24 protein-coding genes and 1 riboswitch are annotated in these 24701 nt (G+C 35.4%); of the genes, 20 read left to right on the top strand and 4 right to left on the bottom strand.

The window, feature by feature from the left end; genetic code table 11:
* The first annotated feature begins 168 nt into the window (after positions 1–168).
* The 9 genes from D9842_RS09265 to D9842_RS09225 all read left to right on the top strand — a co-directional run bounded on the left by D9842_RS09265 (position 169) and on the right by D9842_RS09225 (position 9676).
* Positions 169–1275: an HD-GYP domain-containing protein gene (locus D9842_RS09265; protein ID WP_121662277.1), complete on the top strand. Its 1107-nt coding sequence runs from the start codon at positions 169–171 to the stop codon at positions 1273–1275.
* A 1021-nt stretch (positions 1276–2296) separates the two neighbouring features.
* Entirely contained in the window at positions 2297–2521 is a 225-nt protein-coding gene (locus tag D9842_RS09260; RefSeq protein ID WP_121662276.1) for a hypothetical protein, read from the top strand.
* Positions 2522–3011: 490 nt separating this feature from the next.
* Entirely contained in the window at positions 3012–3596 is a 585-nt protein-coding gene (locus tag D9842_RS09255) for a GNAT family N-acetyltransferase (RefSeq protein WP_121662275.1), read from the top strand.
* A gap of 78 nt (positions 3597–3674) precedes the next feature.
* Positions 3675–3869, top strand: coding sequence for a hypothetical protein (locus D9842_RS09250; protein ID WP_257536024.1), 195 nt, complete (start codon positions 3675–3677; stop codon positions 3867–3869).
* Between the two features lie 356 nt (positions 3870–4225).
* Positions 4226–5053, top strand: coding sequence for a pentapeptide repeat-containing protein (locus D9842_RS09245; protein ID WP_121662274.1), 828 nt, complete (start codon positions 4226–4228; stop codon positions 5051–5053).
* Between the two features lie 123 nt (positions 5054–5176).
* Positions 5177–6049, top strand: a complete 873-nt coding sequence (locus D9842_RS09240; protein ID WP_121662273.1) for an SDR family NAD(P)-dependent oxidoreductase — start codon at positions 5177–5179, stop codon at positions 6047–6049.
* 229 nt (positions 6050–6278) lie between these two features.
* Positions 6279–6357, top strand: a riboswitch (ZMP/ZTP riboswitch).
* Between the two features lie 139 nt (positions 6358–6496).
* Complete coding sequence (locus D9842_RS09235; RefSeq protein WP_121662272.1) at positions 6497–7696, top strand: phosphoglycerate dehydrogenase; 1200 nt, start codon at positions 6497–6499, stop codon at positions 7694–7696.
* Between the two features lie 141 nt (positions 7697–7837).
* Positions 7838–8602: an NRDE family protein gene (locus D9842_RS09230; protein ID WP_121662271.1), complete on the top strand. Its 765-nt coding sequence runs from the start codon at positions 7838–7840 to the stop codon at positions 8600–8602.
* 72 nt (positions 8603–8674) lie between these two features.
* Positions 8675–9676 (top strand): LLM class flavin-dependent oxidoreductase, encoded by a 1002-nt coding sequence (locus D9842_RS09225; RefSeq protein WP_121662270.1) that lies wholly within the window; start codon positions 8675–8677, stop codon positions 9674–9676.
* 57 nt (positions 9677–9733) lie between these two features.
* On the opposite strand, the gene D9842_RS09220 is transcribed toward D9842_RS09225, so the two are convergent.
* Complete coding sequence (locus D9842_RS09220) at positions 9734–10927, bottom strand: MFS transporter (protein WP_121662269.1); 1194 nt, start codon at positions 10925–10927, stop codon at positions 9734–9736.
* Between the two features lie 361 nt (positions 10928–11288).
* On the opposite strand from D9842_RS09220, the gene D9842_RS09215 reads away from it, so the two are divergent.
* Complete coding sequence (locus tag D9842_RS09215; protein ID WP_121662268.1) at positions 11289–12347, top strand: LLM class flavin-dependent oxidoreductase; 1059 nt, start codon at positions 11289–11291, stop codon at positions 12345–12347.
* 153 nt (positions 12348–12500) lie between these two features.
* Here D9842_RS09215 and D9842_RS09210 read toward each other — a convergent pair whose 3' ends face one another.
* Entirely contained in the window at positions 12501–13694 is a 1194-nt protein-coding gene (locus D9842_RS09210; protein ID WP_121662267.1) for an MFS transporter, read from the bottom strand.
* A gap of 463 nt (positions 13695–14157) precedes the next feature.
* Between D9842_RS09210 and D9842_RS09205 the strand changes: the two genes are divergently transcribed.
* From D9842_RS09205 to D9842_RS09175, 7 genes are all read left to right on the top strand, one after another.
* Positions 14158–15087 (top strand): methyl-accepting chemotaxis protein, encoded by a 930-nt coding sequence (locus D9842_RS09205; protein ID WP_121662266.1) that lies wholly within the window; start codon positions 14158–14160, stop codon positions 15085–15087.
* Between the two features lie 177 nt (positions 15088–15264).
* A complete protein-coding gene (locus D9842_RS09200) occupies positions 15265–15987 on the top strand; it encodes a response regulator transcription factor (protein WP_121662265.1) in 723 nt (240 codons plus the stop codon).
* A 112-nt stretch (positions 15988–16099) separates the two neighbouring features.
* Positions 16100–17299 (top strand): sensor histidine kinase, encoded by a 1200-nt coding sequence (locus tag D9842_RS09195; protein ID WP_121662264.1) that lies wholly within the window; start codon positions 16100–16102, stop codon positions 17297–17299.
* A gap of 150 nt (positions 17300–17449) precedes the next feature.
* Positions 17450–18166 (top strand): ABC transporter ATP-binding protein, encoded by a 717-nt coding sequence (locus tag D9842_RS09190; protein WP_121662263.1) that lies wholly within the window; start codon positions 17450–17452, stop codon positions 18164–18166.
* Positions 18167–18179: 13 nt separating this feature from the next.
* Positions 18180–18920 carry an ABC transporter permease gene (locus D9842_RS09185; RefSeq protein ID WP_121662262.1) on the top strand — a complete coding sequence of 247 codons (741 nt, stop codon included), beginning with the start codon at positions 18180–18182 and terminating at the stop codon, positions 18918–18920.
* Positions 18921–19038: 118 nt separating this feature from the next.
* Complete coding sequence (locus D9842_RS09180) at positions 19039–19956, top strand: glycerophosphodiester phosphodiesterase (RefSeq protein WP_121665007.1); 918 nt, start codon at positions 19039–19041, stop codon at positions 19954–19956.
* Between the two features lie 112 nt (positions 19957–20068).
* A complete protein-coding gene (locus D9842_RS09175) occupies positions 20069–20590 on the top strand; it encodes a nitroreductase family protein (protein ID WP_121662261.1) in 522 nt (173 codons plus the stop codon).
* 202 nt (positions 20591–20792) lie between these two features.
* Here the strand turns inward: D9842_RS09175 and D9842_RS09170 are convergent, their stop codons facing one another.
* A complete protein-coding gene (locus D9842_RS09170) occupies positions 20793–21233 on the bottom strand; it encodes a cell wall hydrolase (protein WP_121662260.1) in 441 nt (146 codons plus the stop codon).
* Positions 21234–21433: 200 nt separating this feature from the next.
* Between D9842_RS09170 and D9842_RS09165 the strand changes: the two genes are divergently transcribed.
* The 3 genes from D9842_RS09165 to D9842_RS25825 all read left to right on the top strand — a co-directional run bounded on the left by D9842_RS09165 (position 21434) and on the right by D9842_RS25825 (position 23374).
* On the top strand, positions 21434–21706 hold the full coding sequence (locus tag D9842_RS09165) for a hypothetical protein (protein ID WP_121662259.1): 273 nt from the start codon (positions 21434–21436) through the stop codon (positions 21704–21706).
* A 16-nt stretch (positions 21707–21722) separates the two neighbouring features.
* Entirely contained in the window at positions 21723–23048 is a 1326-nt protein-coding gene (locus tag D9842_RS09160; RefSeq protein WP_162987378.1) for a D-serine ammonia-lyase, read from the top strand.
* A 185-nt stretch (positions 23049–23233) separates the two neighbouring features.
* Entirely contained in the window at positions 23234–23374 is a 141-nt protein-coding gene (locus tag D9842_RS25825; RefSeq protein ID WP_162987377.1) for a hypothetical protein, read from the top strand.
* A gap of 208 nt (positions 23375–23582) precedes the next feature.
* Here D9842_RS25825 and adhP read toward each other — a convergent pair whose 3' ends face one another.
* Positions 23583–24596, bottom strand: a complete 1014-nt coding sequence (gene adhP, locus D9842_RS09155) for an alcohol dehydrogenase AdhP (protein WP_121665006.1) — start codon at positions 24594–24596, stop codon at positions 23583–23585.
* Between the last annotated feature and the right edge of the window lie 105 nt (positions 24597–24701).

The following is a 24701-nucleotide window of genomic DNA, read 5'->3' as shown; positions in this document are numbered from 1 at the left end:
CATTGAAATATAAAGAAAAATTGACTATAATCGACAGTAAGAGACATTAAGTATGACATGAAAAAGACATCAAGAAAAGAATTAATGTGCTGGTTAACCGAACACATAGTGAAGACGCATTAATCTTAACTTTTTCAAGGATTACATGTGAGACAGGAGCAAGAAAGAATGCGTTTAGTTAGATTAGAGCGATGCTCATCGGGAATAAAGCTAGGAAGATCTATTTATAGTGAAAATGGCAAAATTCTACTAACAAAAGGAACGGAACTTACTGATAGCTTTATTAACAGACTTAAAAATCTTAATATTAATACAGTATACATAGAAGATACAGCATCAGAAGGTATCGATATTATTGAATCTATACCTGTTGAATTATTAAATGAAGCAACGAATGTTATTACAGATGGATTAAATACAATTGCAGATATAAATATTACGAAACCTACCGTCAAGGGTATGATGGAAACGGAAAAAACAATTAGAAATTTTCAACGTATATTCAAGGATATTTTAACGATCTTAACCGAAAACCCAACTGTCCTAAATCTGCTTGCTACCACAAAAATACATGAAAGTCATGTGTATACCCATAGCTTGAACGTAACAATCTATTCGTGTCAGCTTGCAATAAAAAACGGTCTTCAAACAAAAGAAATTGAAGAAATTGGCTTAGGAGCATTATTACATGACCTTGGAAAAATCTTCGTAAAGCCTGAAGTGCTAAACAAGCCTGGTCGATTAACACAAGAAGAATTTGAACAAATGAAATCACATTCACAACTAGGTTTTGATATTTTAAGAAAAGTACATGAAGTACCTTATGTTGTTGCGCATTGTGCTCTTCAGCATCATGAAAGAATTGATGGAGCGGGTTATCCAAGGGGACTGAAAGGAAACGAAATTCATCACTATGCAAAAATTTTAAGTGTGGCTGATGTGTTCGACGCGGTAACAAGTCACAGAGTCTATCGCCCAGCTATGCTTCCACACCAGGGAATGGAGCTTTTGTATTCGGGAAGTGGCACGCAATTTGATACAGATCAATTGAAGTTATTTAAAGACTGCATTGCGATCTATCCACAAGGACTAACTGTTAAATTAAATGACGGAAGAACAGGAATTGTCACTAAATACAATTTCCATTCAGTAGGACGGCCGGAAATCCGGATCATTCGTGACGAAGAAGACCAGGAAGTAGCACCATACGAAATTGATTTATCATCTTCAGGAAACCTTACGCTGGAAATTGTAGAAGCTGATGCATTGTTATAAATTATAGAGTAGATGACCCATGCACTTGAAATTGGTGCTGGGTTATTTTGTGTTAAGCGGTGTTTTCATATCGGGACAAGAACGAAGGTGTAACAGCATAATGTGTCTCGATAGAGGGAGAATCGGGACAGAGACTGGTAGAAGCAAGCAAGAAGTGTCTCGAAACATGGGGAATCGGGACAGAAAACGTGAGAGGCAAGCATGATGTGTCTCTATAGGAGGAGAATCGGGAGAGAAACTGGTTGAAGCAAACATGAAGTGTCTCGATACATGGGGAATCGGGACAGAAACTGGTAGAAGCAAGCATAATGTGTCTCGATAGAGGGAGAATCGGGACAGAAACTGGTAGAAACAAGCATGATATGTCTCGATAGAAGGAGAATCGGGACAGAAAACGTGAGAGGCAAGCAAGAAGTGTCTCGATAGGAGGAGAATCGGGACAGAAACTGGTAGAAGCAAGCAAGAAGTGTCTCGATAGAGGGAGAATCGGGACAGAAACTGGTAGAAGCAAGCAAGAAGTGTCTCGATACATGGGGAATCGGGACAGAAAACGTGAGAGGCAAGCATGATGTGTCTCGATAGAAGGAGAATCGGGACAGAAACTGGTGGAAGCAAGTATGAAGTGTCTCGATACATGGGGAATCGGGACAGAAACTGGTAGAAGCAAGCAAGAAGTGTCTCGATACATGGGGAATTGGGACGGAAACTGGTAGAAGCAAGTATGAAGTGTCTCGATAGAGGGAGAAACAGGACAGAACCTGGTTGAAACAAGTATGAAGTGTCTCGATACATGGGGAATCGGGACAGAAAACGTGAGAGGCAAGCATGAAGTGTCTCGATACATGAGGAATCGGGACAGAAACTGGTAGAAACAAGCATGATATGTCTCGATAGAAGGAGAAACGGGACAGAAAATGTGAGAAGCAAGCATAATGTGTCTCGATAGAGGGAGAATCGGGACAGAAACTGTTAGAAAACAAGCATGAAGTGTCTCGATACATGAGGAATCGGGACAGAAAACGTGAGAAGCAAGCAAGATGTGTCTCGATATAAGGAGAATCGGGACAGAAAACGTGAGAAGCAAGCAAGATATGTCTCGATACATGTGGGATCGGGACAGAAACTGGTAGAAGCAAGTATGATGTGTCTCGATATAAGGGGAATCGGGACAGAAAACGTGAGAAGCAAGCAAGAAGTGTCTCGATACATGGGGAATTGGGACAGAAAATGTGAAAAGCAAGCATGATATGTCTCGATAGAAGGAGAATCGGGACAGCACAATGTGTCTCAAAAAAAACCACTACCTTATTTCGGCTAAATAAATTCGCTATAATTAACTCAACAATGGATTTTTGCCCACCAATAACTCCGACAAAAACTTCTTTTTCCATAACATTTATTCATCAAGTTGTAAAAAAAGACCTGTAATGCTAGCAAACTATGGGTATTTCGGGCATATGTGAGAATTGCATGCGATGTGGACATGGCTGCCGACATTCTTAGCTGCTAGTTTTTACAACTAATCACCTGAGGTTTCACCTTGGATTATCGCCTTTTCCTCATTGCTTTCAAGTGGAATTGCAGGAGGGATTGGATGTGTGGTAGTGGGCATTGCCCGATAAATTATAGGGTGGGAGTGGGTTTTCACACTATTAGCGATTGGACCAGTTCTTAAAATCGTAACTATTGATCAAGTTTAAATTTTATGAGTTAACAGCAATTGGAGGGAAATAAAAATGAAGATAAAGCAACAAGAATTTGAACAAAATCAATTGAAGTATATGATAAGATCTGCAGAAGAAAACGATGCATTCGTCTTATCAGAACTGAGAGTTAGGATTGATGGTGAAACGGAAAATCTAGACAGAGAACCCGGTGAAGCATATATAGATGAAGCTGGTTTTAAACAGTTAATAAAAGAAGATACTGAAAAGCAATGCAACCTTTTTTTGGTCGTTGAAGTAAATAATAAAATTGTAGGTTTTTCACGATGTGAGGGAAGTGAGTTGAAAAGATTAGCTCATAAAGTGGAATTTGGAATTTGTGTGTTAAAGGAATTTTGGGGATATGGTATTGGAAGAAATCTTTTAGGTGAATCTCTAAAATGGGCTGATTCTACTGGTATCAAGAAAGTAACGCTTAGTGTTTTAGAAACCAATGTTACCGCAATTGAGCTTTACAAAAAATTCGGTTTTGAAGTAGAAGGCATACTAAAAAATGATAAGCTGCTATCTGATGGACAATATTATCATACTATGATTATGGGAAGACTATATAAAAAAAAAAATGAGTTTCAAAAGGATTTTTTGTTTGGTAATTGAATGGGTAACTTTAGAATTTGGAAAATATTACAATAAATGTTATAATGGAAAAAGCTCTAAATGGTAGGAGGTTTTCCAATGCAGATGGGGGCATTTACTGTTTATCTTATATTAATCGCAGCCATTGTCATTGATTTCTTTTGGCTTGATGTTGAACAAAAGAGATGGGGCTGGATGAAAAATTGGTCCAGGTTACATAAGGGGTTATTTTTCTCTGGATTTATTGCCGTAACTGCATGTATTTATATTGGCCTAAGCTTGAATTATATGTAAAGAAAGCTCTCAATTTGATAGCTTTCTTTTTTAGGTTAAGGAGGAACAATGGATATTTTTCTAAAAATTCTAGTCTATGTTGTATTTATTTTAGGATCGCTATATTTTTTCTTTGGTAGAATCAACTCTGAAAGTAAGGAAAAAAGAAAGCATATTAGATTCATAATGTTAGTAAGTATTGTTCCATTAAGCTATTACTATTGGTTCAAGTATTAAAGTTAAGAAGGCATTTATCCTTGAGGCTGAAACATTTTTATTTACAAGTTAGTGATAATCTATACCTGCAATTGTTATTATATGGTATTATTGCAAGGTAATTTTAGATATAATGAGGTTTTTAAAAGGAAGTGTAATTCTTGTCTACGAAACTACTAATTAGTGAAAAATATAGCGCTGATTGTGTAAATTGTTTTGGGCTTTGTTGTGTGGCCTTACCTTATGCAAAATCAGCAGACTTTGCTAAAGATAAAGCTAGTGGATCGCCATGTGAAAATCTTCAAGAAGATTATCGCTGTAAAATTCATAAAAACTTACGAAATACAGGATATCGCGGGTGTACAGTTTATGAATGCTTTGGGGCAGGACAGAAGGTTTCCCAAATGACATATAAAGGGAAAGATTGGCGTGGACACCCAGCAATAGCGAAAGAAATGTACGATGTGTTTCCAATTATGCAGCAGCTTCATGAAATGCTTTGTTATTTAACAGAAGCATTACAGCGAGCCGAAGCTAAACCTATTTATAAAAATCTAAGAGATATGCTTGAGAAAACGGAGGCTCTCACTGCTCAAAATCCTAAGTCTATACTCGAGTTGAATCTCCATGTCCATAGAGCTGGTGTGAGTGAGTTACTAAAAAAGGTAAGTGAGCTAGTCCGTTCACAAGCAAACAAAGCTCAAAAAAGACATGAAAAAAGAAGTGATTTTATAGGTGCGAAGTTAAGAAAAGCTAACCTAAAAGGAGCAAATTTAAGAGGAGCACTGCTTATTGCAGCTGATTTAAGAGAAGCTGATATGAGAGCAACTGACCTTCTTGGTGCAGATTTACGTGATGCAAACTTAAGTGGAGCAAATTTAACGGGATGTATTTTTCTAACACAAGCTCAAATAAATTCCGCTAATGGAAATCGTGATACGAGGTTACCACTTGGTATAAAAACACCAGATCATTGGCTGGTGAAATAGTAAAGTATTCCCCATCTATAATTAATAATAATATTATGTTAACTAATTGTCAGTTATGTTATTTCGAAATAATGAAGATGTAATTTTATTAAAGAAGTTTTGCCAAGTAAAAGGAGTGAAAGTATGGCCAGCAAAACATGCTTAATAACTGGTGGAAATTCGGGTATTGGAAAAGCTGCAGCCATTCAACTAGCAAAACATGGGGTGAAAATTATTATCGGTTGCAGAGATGAAAAAAGAGGTTTGGCTGCATTAAAAGAAATCAAGGAGAAAAGTAAGAGCAATTCTGCGGAATTATTACTACTAGATATGAGTTCTCAACGTTGTATTAGATCTGCAGTTAATGAATTAATATCTAATCACAGCCACATCGACGTTCTTATTCACAATGCAGCTGATTTTGATATAAGTAGAAAAGCACCTCAATATTCAGATGAAAACATCGAAACTGTTTGGGCAACAAACCACGTTGGACCTGTTTTGTTGACAGAACTATTACTAGATAAACTAAAACAAAGTGAACAAGGTCGAATTATTACAATTGCATCACAAGGTTTAGTTTTACACCCGTTTTTAAAAATCAATTATGCTAATCCTGAATTTACGAACGAGAATTTTCGAGTTGAAACAGCGTATTATCAATCAAAACTTGCTCAAGTGATGTACACATATTGGCTTTCCGATAAGTTGAAAAACACAAAAATTACAGTGAATTGTATAAGAGTAACCAATGTGAAAATTGATATTGAACGTTATCCAAACTTATCTCAACTTATGAAGTTTATGTATTCAATAAAAAGTAAGTTTTCCCTCTCTCCCGATGAAATGGCTCAAACATACTTATATTTAGCAACATCACCTGAGTTACAATCAGTTACCGGAAAGTACTTTGACGAAAAAAATAGACTAGTAACTTCATCAAAGTTCAGCAAAGATAAACATCAGATTGAGAAATTGATGGAGGTAACCGCAAAGTATATTTTTACTGACTCATAATCTTCATAATCTTTACTAGATGTTAAAAAGATTGGAGAAATAAGTCAGTATTTGCGCTTCCCCAGGAAATGATGCAATATAAAAAAGGTAGAAACTAGAGGTAGTATTTTGTAAACGTTTAATTATTGAGTATAAAATGACAGGGATTAGTACTCAAAAGTTTAAACAAGAATATTCTTAAAATTAATGTTGAAGTTCACGCGAATTGTGTTAAAATGTATTTAATTCAAAGGCTATGTGTAACTGGCGAAACGCGGATAACCGTGAGGGAGCACATAGTGTCGAAGCCGTTCGCCTGGGCAAAGGTAAGGGAAATCTCCCCTTGCCTTTTTCTGTTTAATAGGAGAGGATAATTCGAGTAAACTATGTTATAATTCCATTATTCTATTAAAATGAAAATATTCATAAAATTTGAAAACTTACCTGATGAAAAGAGGAGATCGAAAGATGAGTACAACAACATTAGAAAAAGTAAAGACAATTAAAACGTTAAATAACATTGCGGAAGTCGGTTTAAATGTATTTAACAAAGGTAATTACGCTATCGACAATAATAGTGAAAACCCTGATGCAATTGTTCTTCGCAGCTTTAACATGCATTCAATGGAATTTGCAAACAACTTAAAAGCTATTGCACGTGCAGGTGCGGGCGTAAACAATATTCCAGTTGATAAATGCACAGAGCAAGGTATTGTTGTATTCAATACTCCTGGTGCGAATGCAAATGCAGTAAAAGAAATGGTACTAACAACTCTGATGGCTTCTTCACGTAACCTTTTTGCAGGTGTTGAATGGACGAAAACATTAGATGGTGAGGGCGATCAAATTCCTAAGCTTGTCGAAGCGGGCAAAAAACAATTTGTTGGGAAAGAGATCAAAGGTAAAACGCTAGGAGTTATCGGTTTAGGTGCGATTGGTGCGCTAGTAGCGAACGACGCTCTTGGGCTAGATATGGATGTGATCGGATTCGACCCATTTATTTCTGTAGATACTGCTTGGAATTTATCTCGTAAAGTTCAACGTGCAATGAGCCTTGAGCAGCTTTATGCTAACTCTGACTATATTACAGTACACGTTCCATTAACTAACGATACAAGAGGTATGTTTAACCAAGAAACATTCAGCATCATGAAGCAAGGTGTTCATATTATGAACTTCTCACGCGGTGAGCTTGTAAATGAGGATGATATGAAGGTAGCATTAGAAAGTGGAAAAGTAGGGAAATATGTAACAGATTTCCCTAATCAAAACGTTTTAAAAATGACAAACGTTGTACCGATTCCACATCTTGGGGCATCTACACAAGAATCTGAGGAAAATTGTGCAATTATGGCAGCACGTCAAGTGAAGGAATTCTTAGAAACAGGAAACATTCGTAATTCAGTAAACTTCCCGAATGCGTCTCTTCCATACACAGGAAAACGTCGTGTAGCAACTTTCCATAAAAACGTGCCAAATATGGTTGGTCAAATTACTCAAGCCATTTCAAGCTATAACTTGAATATTGCAGACATGGTAAACAGAAGCCGCGGTGAGTATGCATACACAATGATTGATATTGACAACGAAGTAAATGGGGACATCATTCCTCAATTAGAAGAGAAAATTACTCAAATTGAAGGTATTGTGACAACTCGTTTAATCTAATATAGTCTATATTTTTATTCAGGTTGCTGTAAAACAGCAGCCTTTTTTGTGTTTCAAAAAGTCACTATAGAAGAAGTAATGATTGATTTTTTGTAAAATATAAACAATAAGACCACAATTGATTGTTAGGAAGTGACCTGAATGTGTTTAATTAATTTTGCGTACAAAATAGATCCAGTATATCGTCTAATACTTTCTGCAAATCGTGATGAATTTTATAAACGATCTACAGCTCAAGCTGCGTTTTGGGAAGATGTCCCATCTATATTAGCAGGAAGAGACTTAGAGAAAATGGGAACATGGATGGGAGTTACAAAAAACGGCCGATTTGCAGCACTTACGAATTACCGAAGCTCAGCCATTGATAAGAAACAACTACGTTCACGTGGTGAATTAGTGAGTCGATTCCTGCAATTCAATGAAAATCCCAAGGACTACTTGGATAAGATACAAAAAAATCGTGAATATTACCCAGGATTTAATTTACTTGTTGGAGATCAAGCTGCACTTTACTATTATTCAAACGTAGAAAATCAAATAAAATTACTTGAACCAGGTTTGTATGGCTTAAGTAATTCCTTACTTGACACACCATGGCCTAAAGTCCGTAAAGGGAAGAAAGGATTACAAACCTGTTTGAATAATGCACGTGAAAATTTGACAGAGTGTTTATTTTCAAGCCTACAATATGAGGAGCCAGCTGCTGATTCAGAATTACCAAGCACTGGAGTGTCTATTGAATGGGAACGAAAGCTTTCTCCATTATTTATAAAAACACCGGAATATGGTACAAGATCTTCGACAGTACTTTTCATGAAGAGTGAGGAAGTTAAGTTTGTTGAAAGGACATATATTGGAGACGAGGTCAAGGAAAAGAATTTCGAATTTCGAATTGAAATGAAGTAAGCATAAAATTTTTTTTCTTCGATTTAAATTGGTACGATAGTAAAGAATTTGATGAAAGAAAGGACAATTACTATGTCAAATATACAAATACCTGTTTCTGTTTTGAATTTGGTTCCTATTCGTAAAGGGCAGGAAGCTAAAGATGCAATCGATTCTATGGTTGATTTAGCGCAGGCAACAGAAAAAATGGGATACTCACGATACTGGATTGCAGAGCATCATAACACATCAACACTTGTAAGCTCTGCTACAGCCATTTTAATTAAACATACTCTGGAAAACACAGAAAGAATTCGTGTAGGTTCTGGAGGGATTATGCTGCCAAACCATTCTCCACTGGTTGTTGCTGAACAATTTGGAACAATGGCTACTATTTATCCAAATCGTCTCGATTTAGGTTTAGGTCGTGCACCAGGGACAGATATGATGACAGCAAGTGCGTTAAGACGATCACAAAACGATTCTGTTTATACATTTCCGGAAGATGTTAATTCATTACTTACTTATTTTGGTCCGATGGAGCGTCAAGATTATGTGAAAGCACATCCAGGAGTTGGTACAAATATTCCTATATATATTCTTGGTTCTTCAACAGATTCTGCATACTTAGCAGCTAAACTAGGCTTACCATATGTATTTGCTTCTCATTTTGCTCCGCGATATATGGAGGAAGCCATTTCAATTTATCGAGCAAGATTCCAACCATCTGAATATTTAGATAAACCATATATGACGGTATGTCTAAACGTGATTGCAGCTGAGAGTGACGAAGAGGCGAGATGGGAACAAACCTCAATGCAACAATTTTTCTTAAATGTTGTGCGTGGTACACAAAATCCATTGCAACCACCAGTAGAAAGTATGGATGACATTTGGCAGCCACACGAAAGAGAAATGGCAACGTCGATGTCCAGTGTGACATTGCTGGGAAGTAAAAATTCAATTCATCAACAATTAACAAACTTCCAAGAAAAATATAATGTTGATGAAATCATGGCTGTTTCCTACATTTATGATACTGAAAAACAAAAGCGTTCGTATGAGATTTTTAAAGAAGTGGTAGATGGTAAGTAGGAAGTGTGCAAGTAAATACTAAAGGTTGAAGCGAAATAGGAGTGTTCATTCACATTCCTATTTTGCTATATGAATCCTTCTTACCTGTTTTGTATTTATTCTTTTATCATACTCACTCTTATTAAACCAAAGGCAAATGATTGTTAATATAATGAGAAAAACAAAACCTAACGAGTAAGTCCCTGTTTGGTCTTTAATAACCCCTAATAAAATTGGTGGGAAAAATCCACCAATACCACCAGCTGCTCCAACAATACCTGTTACAGTACCAGTAGAAGTTGGGAATAGATTAGGAACAAGTTTAAAAACAGCACCATTTCCAATGCCTACCGCAAAAGCTAAAAGTAAGCTAGCAAACGTCATGATATAGAAGTTTTCGACTGCCAATGTAAGGAGGAGGCCACAGAAAATAATCACGAGGAAAACACCAGTTAAAATTTTCCCAGGGTTTAACTTATCTGAAAAATAACCTCCGAAAGGTCGTATAAATGTTGCAATCACAATAAATCCTGCAGCCTTCATTCCTGCATCAATTGCTGAGAGCTGGAATAAATCCATTAGAAGAGTAGGTAAGTAGATGCCAAAAGCAACAAATATCCCAAACGTTACAAAATAAAATAACGAAAGAATCCATGTTTGCTTATATTTTAGTACTGATAACTCATTTTTTATAGTTTTTGTTGAATTTGTGTTGGTTGTTTCAGGTGTGAAAAACCAGATAATCGCGGCCATCATAAGTACTGGAATAATTAATCCCCAGAAAATCCATTGAATTCCTACAATTAAAACTAGTGATGGCAGAGAAAAAGAAGCCACTGCAGTACCGATGTTTCCTAAAGCATTGATTCCTAGAGCCGTTCCTTGTTTCTCTTTTGGTGTCCATTTCGATACAAATGTCATCGAAACGGCGAATGAAGCACCAGCTAATCCAATAAAAAAAGCACTAATTAAAAGCATGATATAGGAACTGGAAAACCCTGTGATCATTAGTGGTATGACTAAAAACAAGAGTAAAAGTGTATAAACTTTTCGACCACCAAAACGCTCCGTAAAGATCCCTAATGGAACCCTCATAACCGACCCTAATAAAACCGGTATAGCAATAAGAATACTCTTTTCAGTTGTGTTAAGATCATACATTTTTCCAATTTCATTAATGATTGGAGAAAACGCATTCCAAACAGTAAAAGCAATAACCATACCGAAGGTCGCAATAATCAAGAGTCTTTTGTTTAACTGTTCGTGACTCATTGTTATATGCCCCCTTAACGTTTAAATAATTCCTGTTATCGATTATGACACGGACATGTTGAGATTGTCTTTGAACATGTGAGGTTTCCTGACGTGGATTTATATTTAAACTTTTATATGAGGGGCTTACATTTATTTTGCCTGGCAATTGAATTGGTTTGTTAGAGGATGAATGGAGTATGTATTGAAAAAGATCGTTCTATTCATTCTAATCCGTCATTACATTTAAGCATTTCATTATCAGGTGTGCTTATTAACTTTGAAGTAGAGTTAATTTGCTAATAAGTAAAAGTACTTATAAAGAGAAATTTAAAACTTTTTGTTATAATTCTAACTATCCATAAAAATAGGAGGAACAACAATGGAAATAGGAGTAAGTACCTTTGTTGAAACAACACCAGATGTGAAAACAGGCAAGGTAATAAGTCATGCCGAGAGAATACGAGAAGTCGTAGAGGAAATTGTCCTTGCAGACCAAGTTGGTCTAGATGTATTTGGCGTTGGTGAGCACCATCGTGAAGATTTCGCATCTTCTAGTCCAGCAGTTATTTTATCTGCTGCTGCCTCACAAACAAAGAATATTCGGTTAACAAGTGCGGTTACGGTGTTATCATCAGCTGATCCAGTTCGAGTTTTTCAAGATTTTGCAACACTTGATGCCATTTCAAATGGACGAGCAGAAATTATGGCAGGACGAGGTTCATTTATTGAATCGTTCCCTTTATTTGGTTTTGATTTAAAAGATTATGATGAATTGTTTGAAGAAAATCTTGCATTGTTATTAAAAATCCGAGAATCTGAAACAGTATCATGGAAAGGCGGACATCGACCAGCTATACATAACCGAGGTGTTTATCCACGACCAGTTCAAGATCCTCTACCAGTTTGGATTGGAAGTGGAGGGAATTCTGAATCTGTTATTCGTGCAGGTATTCTTGGGTTACCGCTCGTATTGGCTATTATAGGAGGAATGCCTGTACAATTTGAGCCGCTTGTACAATTATATAAAAAAGCTGTAGCTCATGCTGGCCACGACATGTCCAAGCTAACCGTAGCCTCACATTCTCACGGGTTTATTGCAGATACAACAGAAGAAGCAGCCGATAAATTTTTCCCATCAACTCAATATGTGATGAACAAATTAGGTAAAGAACGCGGCTGGAGTCCATATACAAGAGGAAGCTTTGATACAGCTCGCACTCTTGAGGGGGCATTGTATGTAGGAGATCCCAAAACAGTTGCTGAGAAAATCATTTATCTCAGAAAAAATGTAGGAATCACACGTTTTATGCTGCATGTGCCAGTTGGAAGCATGCCTCATGATGATGTAATGAGAGCGATTGAACTTTTAGGAAAAGAAGTAGCTCCTTTGGTACGTTCGGAAGTTGCAAAATGGGAAAAACAAGAGAGCGGGGAATAGGTTGGACTACTCCCTATTGTCTGAGAAATACATTCAAATCGTTACTCAAAATAAAAGCAAACCTCTGGTTTAATAACGAGGTCTTAATCTGCATTACTTTGAAACAAAAAAGACACGTCATACTAACGTGTCTTTTTTAGTCATTTGTATCTACTATGACAATATTTTCTTTTTAATAGTTAAATATATTGCTGAACTCAATAATAATAATGCTGCTATGATAAAAGAAATACTAACAGAGTACAACTCTGTTAAAAATCCAAATGTAACTGAGGAAACAGCAAAAACAAGAGAAAGCAGCGTACCTTGTGCAGCATAAATTTTAGGTAATTGATCAATTGAAGCAGCTCTTTGTAGGGACGTTTGTAACGATATGCTTTTCACTTGCTCTAAAAATCCACATAATGCTGAAAGAAAGAGGGCAGCTAGCGGTGATGAAGTAAACCCGAAGGTAAAGGTGCCAATACAAATTCCAAATGAAGAAATGATGATAACATTAGGAAGATGTGTATCAACCCCCTTTGCAAACTTCACGGCAAAAAGCCCTCCAATGACAAGACCAAGAAAAAAGGTTGCATTAATATAACCCCACCATGCCTGATCTTTCCCTAATATTTCATCAACATAAACATAGAGAATTGCTGCAATCCACACTGCACTCGCAAAATATTCTAAAACATAAATGAAAGAAATCGATCTGAGCGACGGAACTTCCCAAATATAAAGCCAACCTTCCTTCAGTGATTCCCATCTAGAAAAAACTGTGTTTTCATTAACAATTTGTTTAGTCTCATCTCTAAGCAATTGCATAAAAAACGTTGACAGAATAAATAAGCTTAGAGTGAGCCAAATCACTTTATTCCCACCAATTAGGGCAACGATTATTCCTCCTGATGCCCAACCTCCGAGTTGAACCGTTTGATCTAAGGTAGAAACAAAACTGTTTGCTTTTACTAATTCATCTCTGTGGACAAGACGAGGCAGCATTGCATTTCTGGCTGGTGTTGCCCATCCATCAAAAAAAGAAATGAAAAACACAAAAACAAAGGTGATGACGAGATTCCATGAGAAGAAGATCGTTGCCATTTGCATAGTGAAAAGGAACAATGTCTTACCTAGTTGTGAAAAAACCAACAGCGATTTTAATCGATATTGGTCCAAAAGCAGTGGTGCTATAAAACCGCTACTGAATTTCGCAACAGTGATGATAAACGGAACAACTGCTAAATAAACAGCTGATCCTGTTTGCTCATGGATAATGGCCATAAGCCCAACAATGTAAAAAACATCACCACTGTTTGCTAGTAACTGTCCGAGCCAAAGGTGTTTAAAAGATGGTGTTTTCATTTTTTCTCCCTCACTTATATTCAATTTTAGTTTTGGGTAGAAAAAACAACCTACATCTTTTAACCTCCTTTTTTGATTTATAAAAATTATAAAACAGAAACGTGATATTGAAAAGAAGTACCTGTCTTCACAAATAAAAGTGACAATGTGTGTACCTTTACTGTCCAAATGAGTACTAAGCAGGTACTCTAAAACATTTTTAGTATAGAGATATAGTGTTTATTTTTTAGGTTAAATACATATTTCGGGATTATGATTGATTTTGTTGAATATTGTAGAAATCATCAATCGTATTTTTCGACATTACTAGGTTAATAGGAAAAACGATTAAATGTTAAGAATGTGTAAATATTACTAGATCTAGAGGGTTTAAGTTTTACATCTATAGTATTTTTGAACTATGATAAATGAGTGAACAATAATTTTTCATAAAAATATTAGGGCAGAATTGAGGACATTTATTATGTTAGTATCTAAATTAGCAAACGTTTCCAAATCCTCCCAAGTTTTAGAGGAAGGAGCCGTTCTAGCTGCAATAGAACGATCAGTTGCAATGATTGAGTTTGATCCAAATGGAAAAGTGTTATGGGCAAATGAAAATTTTGCCAAAACAATGGAATATCACATGGATGAAATGCCTAACCTTCTACATAGTAAATTTTGTACAGAAGAATTTTCTAAGGGAAGAGAATACCTAGTGTTTTGGAGAAATTTACGGAATGGAAAAAGTTTTCAAGAAAAAATACAGCGTGTCACCAAAACAGGTCGACATATTTGGCTTGAAGCTACTTATACACCAGTTTTAGATGAAAATGGGATCGTGCAAGGTGTTGTCAAAATTGCTACAGATATTACTGCACGAGAAAATCATACAGTAGACGTTGCATCGCGTTTACAGCAAATGTCGGCTGATCTTTTAGATCGGGCTGAGCAAGGAATTTCAAAAAGTGAAGATGTCGCAGAGGCAAATGCGGAGCTTGTCTCACATTCTGGAGAAAACTTAGAAATATTAAAGATGTTAAAACAAAAAGCATCTTCTATTGAAAACATTACAAAAACAATAAGAGAAATTGCATCGCAAACCAATCTTTTAGCTTTAAATGCAGCGATAGAAGCGGCACGTGCTGGTGAACATGGAAGAGGTTTTAACGTTGTAGCAGATGAAGTTAGAAAACTAGCAAATCGTGTACAAGATTCTGTTCAAGAAGTTAATGCACATATCGAAGGAATTACAGGAGAAATTGTTAAAATCAGTGATGTAACTCAGCGTTCACAAACTGGAATAACAAGCAGTCAAGAATTGATTAATCAAGCGATGCAGGAGTTTAAAAGTATTGGCATATCCGCACAACAACTAGATGAGCAAGCTAGAACATTTAAGAAAATGCTTTAATCCTAAAAATACTACATTGTTTATAGACTACTTATAAGAAGCTTACCTTATAAAAGAAGAGAGGTAAGCTTTTTCTCTGTTTGAAAATGACAAATTTTTCTATTCACTTTATTCATAGCTTGCTATACTAAAGATAGATGACAAAGGATCTATTATACATAGAGAGAAGGACCAGTGGTGAGTAGAACTATTTTAATTGTTGATGATCAACCAGAGATTACAGAATTGCTCAGCCTATACTTGAAAAAAGAAGGCTTTCAAATTATCGAAGCCCATGATGGAATGGATGCCTTTCAACTAATTGCGAAAGAAAAAATAGATTTAATGCTTGTGGATATAATGATGCCGATTATTGATGGATATCAGCTTATTAAAAAAGTAAGAGAAACGTTGAGAGTCCCAATTATTATTATCTCGGCAAAGCAGGAAGATCAAGACAAGATAGAAGGGCTGAGTTTAGGAGCGGATGATTTTATTCAAAAGCCATTTAATCCTTTGGAAGTTGTTGCGCGAGTTCAAGCACTTTTAAGAAGGAGTTATAACTATTCCATAGAAACAACAACGCAACCAGAAGATTATAAATACAGAAAAAAAATTGTCGGTGATCTTACTTTAGACGAGGATTCGTTTGCAATTATAAAACAGGAAAAGATCATTCAGTTAACTAAAATAGAGTATAAGATTATTGAGATGTTGATGGAAACTCCTGGAAGGGTGTTTACAAAGCAGCAAATTTTCGAAAGAGCATGGAATGATTATTATATTGGTGGTGAAGAAGACAACACGATTAATGTCCATATTTCAAAGCTCAGAGATAAGATTGAGGAAAATCCGAAAAAACCAATCTACATAAAAACGGTTAGAGGATTGGGGTACAAATTTGAAAAAAAGAATATATAGGCCTTTTAGTAGGTCTATTTTTTTCGAGAAAAAGTGAATGCCCCATTTTAATAGCCTTATCAAAATAAATAATGCTAGTTTATTTCAGAAATTTATTAATATTGGGGAAGGGATGAATTTGACTTTCACGCTGTTTCCAAAGGAAGAAGGACTTCTTCCATATTTGTATATAGCCAACATGTGTATTCCATTTTACTTTTTATTACAAGAACCTCCAAATAAAATGTACCCTGGTTTATTATTAATGCTTGCATTTGTCATTATCTACCGACAGATGTTCTGGAATAAGGGATTAATGAAACTTTTATTAACAAGTGAGATTATAATTACCCTTATTTTTGCGTATTTTTACAATCCGATGTATTTATATATCGTTTTTGTTTATGTGTACCTTGTTGTTCAGGTGCCGTTAAAATGGATGTACGGTTTAAGTATGCTTTATACAGTTTCTAGTGTTTACCTTATTTATCAGACCATCTTTCCTGATCAACTGCATTTACTGATTAGCTTTCTGCCCCCATTATTTGGTGGGGGAATATTACCGTTTATTATGAGAGCATCACTTAGATACAAAGAATTAAATGAAAATTTGCAGCGACTAATGGAAGAAAAAGAACAACTTGAAGAAAGTAAGAAAAGAATGTTGGCAGATCTTTCTCATGATTTAAAAACACCCATGACAACTATACAAGGATATTCAAAAGCATTATATGAAGGTTTTGTGGAAGACGAAGAACAAGTAAAACGTTATGTAAAGTATATCCATGATAAGTCTGTGAGAGTAACAATTTTAATTGATGAGCTTTTTATGTTTACAAAACTGGAAACTCCGGACTCCCGAATGAATATAGAGAAAAAAGATCTTTGTGAGTTTTATAGAGAAGTTATTGTAGAATATTATCAGTTATTCTCAGAGAAGAAAATGGAGCTAATCATTGATATTCCAACTACTAAATTGATATATGAATTTGACTCGAAGCTTTTATACCGTGCTATTTCAAACTTATTAGAAAACGCTGCTAAGTACAATCCCGAACAAACAGCAGTGTTTATCACGTTAACAAAAAAGGCGAATTGTATCAGTCTAGAAATTGGAGATGATGGTATTGGTATTAAAGACGACCTGACCAATACATTATTTGATCCCTTTGTGAGAGGAGATAAAAGTAGAAAGAAAGACGGTGGCTCTGGTTTAGGATTAGCTATTACAAAGAAAATTATCGAAAAGCATGAAGGGAAGATCATACTCGATACAAAGCCCGTGCGTGGGAAAACGAATTTTATCATAGAACTTCCTGTTAAAGAGGTATAGCACATTAGTGTTATACCTCTTTATTTTGCATTACCCTTTGATCAATTACATGTAAGTTTAATAGTAAAATATGGTTCAGTTAAGATTAAATTAAGACTCAGTTTGTAAGATAAGGTTATAAATAGAGCCAAGACAAAAGGAGTTGGGAAGATGGTAAATGTAATTGAACTTGAACATATTGTGAAAAGTTACGGAGATGTTATAGCAGTTGATGGAATTACCCTACAGGTTAGAAAAGGAGAGGTACTTGGTATTATCGGGGCAAATGGAGCTGGAAAATCAACAACATTAGAGATGATGATGGGACTTAGAAAGCCCGATTCTGGATCAGTGAGGGTTTTAGGGATGGATATGATATTAGCTTCAAATGAAATGAAACAAAAAATTGGGATTCAGCTTCAGCAAACAGCTCTTTATGATCGGATTAAAGTAAAAGAGGCACTTAATCTATTTAGTTCTTATTATGAAAAAAGACGAGACTTAAAAGAAATCATTTCAACACTTGAACTTGAGCCTTATCTCAATAAATATGTTAAAAATTTATCAGGTGGTTGGCAGCAGCGAACGTCTCTTGCACTAGCGCTGGTGAACGATCCAGAGATTATTTTCTTAGATGAACCAACTACTGGATTAGATCCACAGGCACGATTTGAACTATGGAAGGCTATAAACAAGTTTAGAGCGGAAGGTAAAACAATTATTCTTTCGACTCATTATATGGATGAAGCACAAAGGCATTGTGATCGAATCGCAATCATAAAAAAAGGCAAACTGGTTGCATGTGATGAGCCTATTAAGTTAATTCAATCATTGAATGATAAAGGTTCAATGGAAGATGTTTACTTAGAATACGCGGTAGGTCATTAAAGGAGGAGTAAACATGCAGTCAGTTATTACACATACAAAAATGGAATTAACATTATTTTTTCGTGAAACATTAGCGTTACTTTTTACGTTTATTGTACCAGGAGTTAGTTTTGTTGTATTTGGGTTAATGTTTAAAACAAATTCCTATGATGGGTTGGATTATTTTCAGGCTTATATTCCAAGTATGATTGCGATTATTATTTTTACAACAGCATTTTTCTCAATGGGGCTTCAAGTAGTGATTGACCGGGAAAAAGGAGTTTATAAGCGGCTTAAAGGAACGCCAATTAATCAAAAAGCCATTTTTACTGCAACGATTATAAAAGGATTTTTTGCGATTTATATTGGCGTCATAGAAATTTTGCTTATATCAAAATTTGGATTTTCTACGAATTTAACAAAAAGTCCAATCGAATTTTTCCTTTCATTAACATTTTGTTCGATCACATTTTTTTCATTAGGTTTTCTCGTTTCTAGTCTGGTGAAAAGAATGCAAACAGCACTAGGAATCGCCATGGTCGCCATGTATCCGATGATGTTTTTATCAGGTGCAACGCTTCCGCTTGAAGCTCTACCTGAAATTTTACAAAAAATAGCGATCATTGTTCCTTTAACTTATGTTGTAAATGTGTTAAGAGATGGTTGGAACGGGATGCTTTTTACAGCACAAGCCTTGGGTGATATTGGGGTTTTAGCTATGATTTTTGTTTCTTGCTCCATCATTGGAATGAAGTTTTTTCGATGGACTGATTGAACTAGAAAAAAATCGGTGGTAAGTATAAAGAAAAAATTTACAAAAAAGAAGCTTGAAATTTACAAACTCCCTTTAAAGTGAGAGATATACATTACTTGAGGGAGTTTGTTGTATGAATATGAAAAGATTGGCGCCGGCATTTTTCTTTATCACGATCGTTGTTCTTATGATTTCTAAATTACAAATTCCATTATCACAACAAGTGAATTCTTCAAAATCTAATACAAGCCATTTAATTGTTGCGCACCGTGGTGCTTCAGGACATGCACCTGAACATACGATTGCATCTTATAAACTGGGGGAGAAGGTTAATGGGAGTTATATCGAAATAGATTTGCAAATTTCAAAGGATGGTCATCTTGTTGCCATGCATGATGAAACGGTGGATCGTACAACAAATGGAACTGGATTCGTTAAAGATATGACATTGAATGAAATTAAGAAATTGGATGCTGGTTCGTGGTTTAATGACATGTACCCGAAGTATGCAGACGAAGCTTTTAAAGAATTGGAAGTACCTACTTTAGAGGAAATTTTTCAAACGTTTGGAAAAGAAGCTAATTATTATATTGAAACAAAATCACCAATAATATATCGAAATATGGAGGAAAAACTACTAGAACTTCTAGATATCTATCAGCTTACCAGCCATAATGATGATTCTAACCATGTGCTTATCCAATCATTCAGTTCAGAAAGCTTAGAAAAAATTCACGAGCTAAACCCTAACATCCCTTTAGTTCAGCTTCTTGCTTATACAGATAAAGCCTGTATTTCGGACAAACAACTAGCTGCTATTAAAAAATACGCGATCGGAATTGCTCCTAACTTTCAATCTATCGATCAAGCATATGTAGAAAAGGCTAGGAAAAGTGGTCTTGACATTCATCCCTACACAATAAATGACGAGGAAGAAATGGAAAACGCATTGTTATGGGGAGTTAACGGTGTATTTACGAATAATCCTGAACTTTTTCAAAATGTATTAAATACATTTAATCGAAGTGAAAAGAAAGATGGAAAGATTAGCAAATAGTAATAATGACAAGGTAATTCCTTTACATAAGATGAAATGATTGATTTCTTTTCCTATATTTGGTGAAATAAAGATGCATATAAAATATATCTTTATTGTGGAGGGGAAAAGAATGGAATTTACTCAGGTGATTAAGAAACGTAGAGAAATTACAAGTTTTTTAGAAGAAAAAATTCCAAAAGAAGTGATGAAGGAACTTCTTAATCAAGCTTGTTTAGCCCCGACTGGTAACAACTTGCCTTCTAGAGAATTTATTGTTGTAACAAATCGTGAGAAATTAGATCTTCTTTACCATTCAACACCATATATGAAGTGGTTGAAAGAAGCGCAAGCTGCGATTATTGTTACAGGGCGTCCTGAAATTAGCAAGTATTGGCTGCAGGATGCATCTATTGCGTGTAGTTATATTTGGTTATCAGCAGTTAACGAAGGACTTGGTTGTGCTTTTGGAGCTGTTTTTAATATGGAGGATGAAGTAGAATCTGAACAAAGAGAAGAATATGTTAGAAAAACCCTTCACATTCCTGCTGATCGAAGGGTTGTTGCGGTCTTAGGTTTGGGGTATCAAAGAGAAGCCCCAAGTAAAAAGGATAGTACTCCAAAAAATGAACTCGTTCATTACGAATTATTTTAGTATGGGAAAATTATTATGGTCGAAAAAGTAGGGATTTGTATTGAATGTAGAAAGACGATATATTGTATTGACGGATTTTTAAATGGAGAGCTAAACGATCAATCAGAGCTATTTTGTTTTCAATGTTTCGATCCAAAAAATGCAAATGATTCTAATACGAAAGATTAATAACAAAAATCCCCACAAATGTGGGGATTTACTTTTACCAAACGTAAGCACCTTCGCATGTGTTAGGCTTTGGTTCGTAATAGCAATGTTGTTTGTATTGTCCTGTGATAGGTTGATCGTACCATGTAGGTGGACATGCAGCATAAGGATTAAAGTACCAAAGTGCAAACTTTGAAGGATGTTCTCTCCAATATTCAAGATTTTGTTTAGCTAATTTTTTTTCTATACCTCTTGCTCTTTGGTAAAAAACATTCCCTTTTTGAACGGCCTCAAAAGAATAATTTCCTCCCTGCACTTGATAAATAACATCTCGCACTGATCGTAAGTCTTTAAAATCTAAACAATTAGCCTTTAGCCGATTAACAATAACATTGCCAACCATCAGCATTCCTAGTTTGCCTTCACCTTCTGCTTCTGCTCTCATCATCCTTGCCATTAAATCGATGTCACTCTCGGTGTATTTTACTCTTGGCATTTTTATCACCTCTAAAAGAATTGTATTAAAAAAATCCTACAAAAATGTAAGGTTTAGCTAATTTTTATAAATTTGGATTGGCCACTTTCATAAAAGCTTAGTTGAATTCTTTTTTTAGAGATTTTTAAAATTAAAAAGCAGGAACTATCTAAGTTAAATATAATGTTATTACTTAAGAAGAATTGGGAAGGGAGCAGAATATGGAAACGGCAAAAAAAACAGGACCGAAAGCAAAGAAGCAAACGAACATAACACAAATTTTCCGCGCTTTATTTTTTATTATACTTTGTTTATTCATTGTGAACATATATTATCTATCTACTAAGGATCAATTGGCACCACAAATCCTTAAAGCATACTCTGCACTTGTAAACTTTAGTCTATCCATCCCAACACCTATTCTTATGTTAATTGGTTATTCAATCGTTATTTTTTATATTGGTTATTTTTTAGGAATGAAAAAGAAAAAATAAAAAGAGGGTAATTTTAATGAAATTAATTCATGGTAAAACATTAGAAGAATGGAAAAGAGAAGATCCAAATTTACATAGAATTATTGAAACAGAGGAAACATTTTGGAGGAATCCTAAATATAAGAATTTTGAAGAAGCTGTATTAAAACTTTCCATTACGCTGGATGATGTGAAGGAAGCGGAAGAAAGGCTAATAAGATTTGCACCATATCTTATCAAGGCTTTCCCAGAAACAAAAGAGGCAAATGGAATGATTGAATCGCTAACTATTCGTATTCCTAAAATGAAAAAGGCGATGGAGAATTACTATAAGATGCATGTAAATCAAGAAGTTTTTCTGAAAACTGACAACATGTTACCTATTTCAGGTTCCATTAAAGCTAGAGGTGGAATTTATGAAGTATTAAAATATGCTGAACGAATTGCTATAGACAACGGAATGTTATCATATGATGATGATTACTCCATTTTAACTAACAAATCGTTTAGAGAATTATTTTCACACTATTCAATCGCTGTAGGTTCGACAGGTAATCTCGGACTTAGTATTGGAATCATAAGTGCCAAATTAGGGTTCAATGTATATGTGCACATGTCAGCTGATGCGAAAAAATGGAAAAAAGACTTATTAAAAGAAAAAGGTGTTACTGTTATTGAGTATAATTCAGACTATAGTAGAGCTGTTTCTGAAGGAAGAAGGCAAGCTCAAGCAAATGAGAATATGCATTTTATAGATGATGAGAATTCGAAAGATCTGTTTTTAGGATACGCAGTCGCAGCGCTGCGATTACAAAAGCAATTAGAAGAGTTAGGGATAGTAGTTAATGAAGAAAAACCGCTATTCGTCTATTTACCTTGTGGTGTGGGTGGAGGTCCAGGCGGAGTTGCTTTCGGCTTAAAATTGATTTTTAAGGATGCTGTGCATTGCTTCTTTGCAGAGCCAACTCATTCTCCAGCAATGCTACTAGGTTTATTAACTGGACTACATGAAAAAGTTTCTGTCCAAGATTTTGATATTGATAATGTCACAGAAGCTGACGGATTAGCTGTAGGCAGACCTTCTGGTTTTGTTGGAAAGCTTTTAGAAGAACTCATCAGTGGGGTTTATACTGTTGAAGATAAACATCTGTTTCAACTGCTTACTATGTTAGTTGACACAGAGGATATAAATTTAGAACCTTCAGCTTTAGCAGGATTTCCAGGTGTAATACATGTAATTCATCAACCCGAATTTCAGTATCCTCATGCAACTCATTTGGTGTGGGCAACAGGGGGAAGCATGTTACCGGAAGAGATGAAGAAGGAGAACTATGAAAAGGGGAAATATTTTCTGAAGAAATAAATCATAATTTTAATTATTGGTTTATTGGGTATTTTTTGTAGATGGCATGTATTTGGTAAAATATTTAAAACCTGTTCTGAAAGCTTAACTGAATGTATTTACCCGCTTATATAATCGGTATAACTTAAATTCAAGTAGGAATATTAAGAATAATCGTTATTAAAGGTAAATGCAGGAGGAAAGCCATGAAAAATGAAAAAATAAAGCAAATTGAAAATAACTTTGTTGGAATAATTATTGCCTTCATATTAGCTTATATTATTGGATCATTTATATTTGGCTATGAACTAACAGATGGATTTATAGGTGGTGTCTTTCATAACTAGTATTGCTCAAGGAATTCTCAGTTCTTGAGCTTTTATTGTGCTTTTCATTCAAAGATAAAAAGCATTCATTTGTACCATGTAATTTTGGTCAATTGAACGCTTTTTTTATGGTTTTGTTTTTTTATTATATGGTTAATTAAGTTAATAAAGGGATGACGATTTTACTCTCGACAAAAATAAAGTTATCCTCGTCCATACTAATTAACGACTATTCAAGTGTTAGTACAACACGTCCGTTAATTTGACCTTTCTCCATTCTTTCGAATACCTCATTAATGTTATCAAGTGGCTCTGTTGAAATATTTGTTTTTACTTTTCCATCTGCAGCAAACTGCACGGCTTCTTGGAGATCTTTTCTTGTTCCAACAATTGAACCTTTTACAGTAACACCGTTAAGAACAGTATCAAAAATTGGAATTGGTAACTCATCGTTTGGAAGACCAACAACGACTAGAGTTCCACCACGCTTAACAGATCCATAAGCTTGTTCAAATGCTTTTTTCGTTACCGCAACACTAACAGCTGCTTGAACTCCGCCTACTTTTTCTTTAATTTCCTGAATAGGATCACATTTTAAGCCATTGATTGTTAAATCTGCTCCTAACTCGGATGCTAAATCAAGCTTGTCATCTTGAATATCTACAGCAATCACGTTGAAGCCCATTGCTTTTGCATATTGCAGTGCAACATGTCCAAGACCGCCGATACCATAAATCGCTACCCAGTCACCAGGTTTAGCTTCACTTACTTTTAAAGCCTTGTATGTTGTAACCCCAGCACAGAAAATTGGAGAAATTTCAGCAAGATCAACACCAGCTGGTACTTTTACAACATAGTTTGCAGGTGCTTTACAATATTCTGCATAACCCCCGTCAACTGAATAGCCGGCATTTAACTGATCATGACAAAGTGTTTCTCTCCCAGTTAAGCAGTATTCACATTCACCACAAGCTGAGTATAACCAAGGAATACCAACAATATCTCCAATTTTAATGGAAGTGACACCTTCTGCCATCTTTAAGACCTCTCCAACACCTTCATGTCCAGGTACTAATGGAAGCTTTGGTTTTACCGGCCAGTCACCGTGTGCAGCGTGAAGGTCAGTGTGACAAACTCCACATGCTTTAATTTTCACTAAAATTTCGCCATACTCAAGAGTTGGGACTGGAATTTCTTTTACCTCTAGTTTTTGTTTGAATTCGTTTACAACTGCAGCTTTCATTGTTGTAGGAATAACTGGATTTGTTACTTGTTGGTCAACACTTGTTTTCATATTTAAGCCCTCCCTTTGTTTTTCGATAAACATATATGCAAGAGGTGTGCCAAG

The sequence above is a fragment of the Metabacillus litoralis genome, assembly GCF_003667825.1.
GTDB lineage: Bacteria > Bacillota > Bacilli > Bacillales > Bacillaceae > Metabacillus > Metabacillus litoralis_B.
Note: the sequence above shows the minus strand (reverse complement) of the source record. Positions and strands in the feature narration are given on the sequence as shown.

Bases quoted from the DNA above. Each gene is read 5' to 3' on its own strand.
- D9842_RS09190 (WP_121662263.1), top strand. From the start codon at position 17,450: ATGGTAAATGTAATTGAACTTGAACATATTGTGAAAAGTTACGGAGAT.
- D9842_RS09175 (WP_121662261.1), top strand. From the start codon at position 20,069: ATGGAATTTACTCAGGTGATTAAGAAACGTAGAGAAATTACAAGTTTT.
- D9842_RS09210 (WP_121662267.1), bottom strand. From the start codon at position 13,694: ATGAAAACACCATCTTTTAAACACCTTTGGCTCGGACAGTTACTAGCA.
- D9842_RS09215 (WP_121662268.1), top strand. From the start codon at position 11,289: ATGGAAATAGGAGTAAGTACCTTTGTTGAAACAACACCAGATGTGAAA.
- D9842_RS25825 (WP_162987377.1), top strand. From the start codon at position 23,234: ATGAAAAATGAAAAAATAAAGCAAATTGAAAATAACTTTGTTGGAATA.
- D9842_RS09250 (WP_257536024.1), top strand. From the start codon at position 3,675: ATGCAGATGGGGGCATTTACTGTTTATCTTATATTAATCGCAGCCATT.
- D9842_RS09255 (WP_121662275.1), top strand. From the start codon at position 3,012: ATGAAGATAAAGCAACAAGAATTTGAACAAAATCAATTGAAGTATATG.
- D9842_RS09180 (WP_121665007.1), top strand. From the start codon at position 19,039: ATGAAAAGATTGGCGCCGGCATTTTTCTTTATCACGATCGTTGTTCTT.
- D9842_RS09220 (WP_121662269.1), bottom strand. From the start codon at position 10,927: ATGAGTCACGAACAGTTAAACAAAAGACTCTTGATTATTGCGACCTTC.
- D9842_RS09205 (WP_121662266.1), top strand. From the start codon at position 14,158: ATGTTAGTATCTAAATTAGCAAACGTTTCCAAATCCTCCCAAGTTTTA.
- D9842_RS09160 (WP_162987378.1), top strand. From the start codon at position 21,723: ATGAAATTAATTCATGGTAAAACATTAGAAGAATGGAAAAGAGAAGAT.
- D9842_RS09195 (WP_121662264.1), top strand. From the start codon at position 16,100: ATGAATTTGACTTTCACGCTGTTTCCAAAGGAAGAAGGACTTCTTCCA.
- D9842_RS09230 (WP_121662271.1), top strand. From the start codon at position 7,838: ATGTGTTTAATTAATTTTGCGTACAAAATAGATCCAGTATATCGTCTA.
- D9842_RS09265 (WP_121662277.1), top strand. From the start codon at position 169: ATGCGTTTAGTTAGATTAGAGCGATGCTCATCGGGAATAAAGCTAGGA.
- D9842_RS09185 (WP_121662262.1), top strand. From the start codon at position 18,180: ATGCAGTCAGTTATTACACATACAAAAATGGAATTAACATTATTTTTT.
- D9842_RS09235 (WP_121662272.1), top strand. From the start codon at position 6,497: ATGAGTACAACAACATTAGAAAAAGTAAAGACAATTAAAACGTTAAAT.
- adhP (WP_121665006.1), bottom strand. From the start codon at position 24,596: ATGAAAGCTGCAGTTGTAAACGAATTCAAACAAAAACTAGAGGTAAAA.
- D9842_RS09170 (WP_121662260.1), bottom strand. From the start codon at position 21,233: ATGCCAAGAGTAAAATACACCGAGAGTGACATCGATTTAATGGCAAGG.
- D9842_RS09240 (WP_121662273.1), top strand. From the start codon at position 5,177: ATGGCCAGCAAAACATGCTTAATAACTGGTGGAAATTCGGGTATTGGA.
- D9842_RS09165 (WP_121662259.1), top strand. From the start codon at position 21,434: ATGGAAACGGCAAAAAAAACAGGACCGAAAGCAAAGAAGCAAACGAAC.
- D9842_RS09225 (WP_121662270.1), top strand. From the start codon at position 8,675: ATGTCAAATATACAAATACCTGTTTCTGTTTTGAATTTGGTTCCTATT.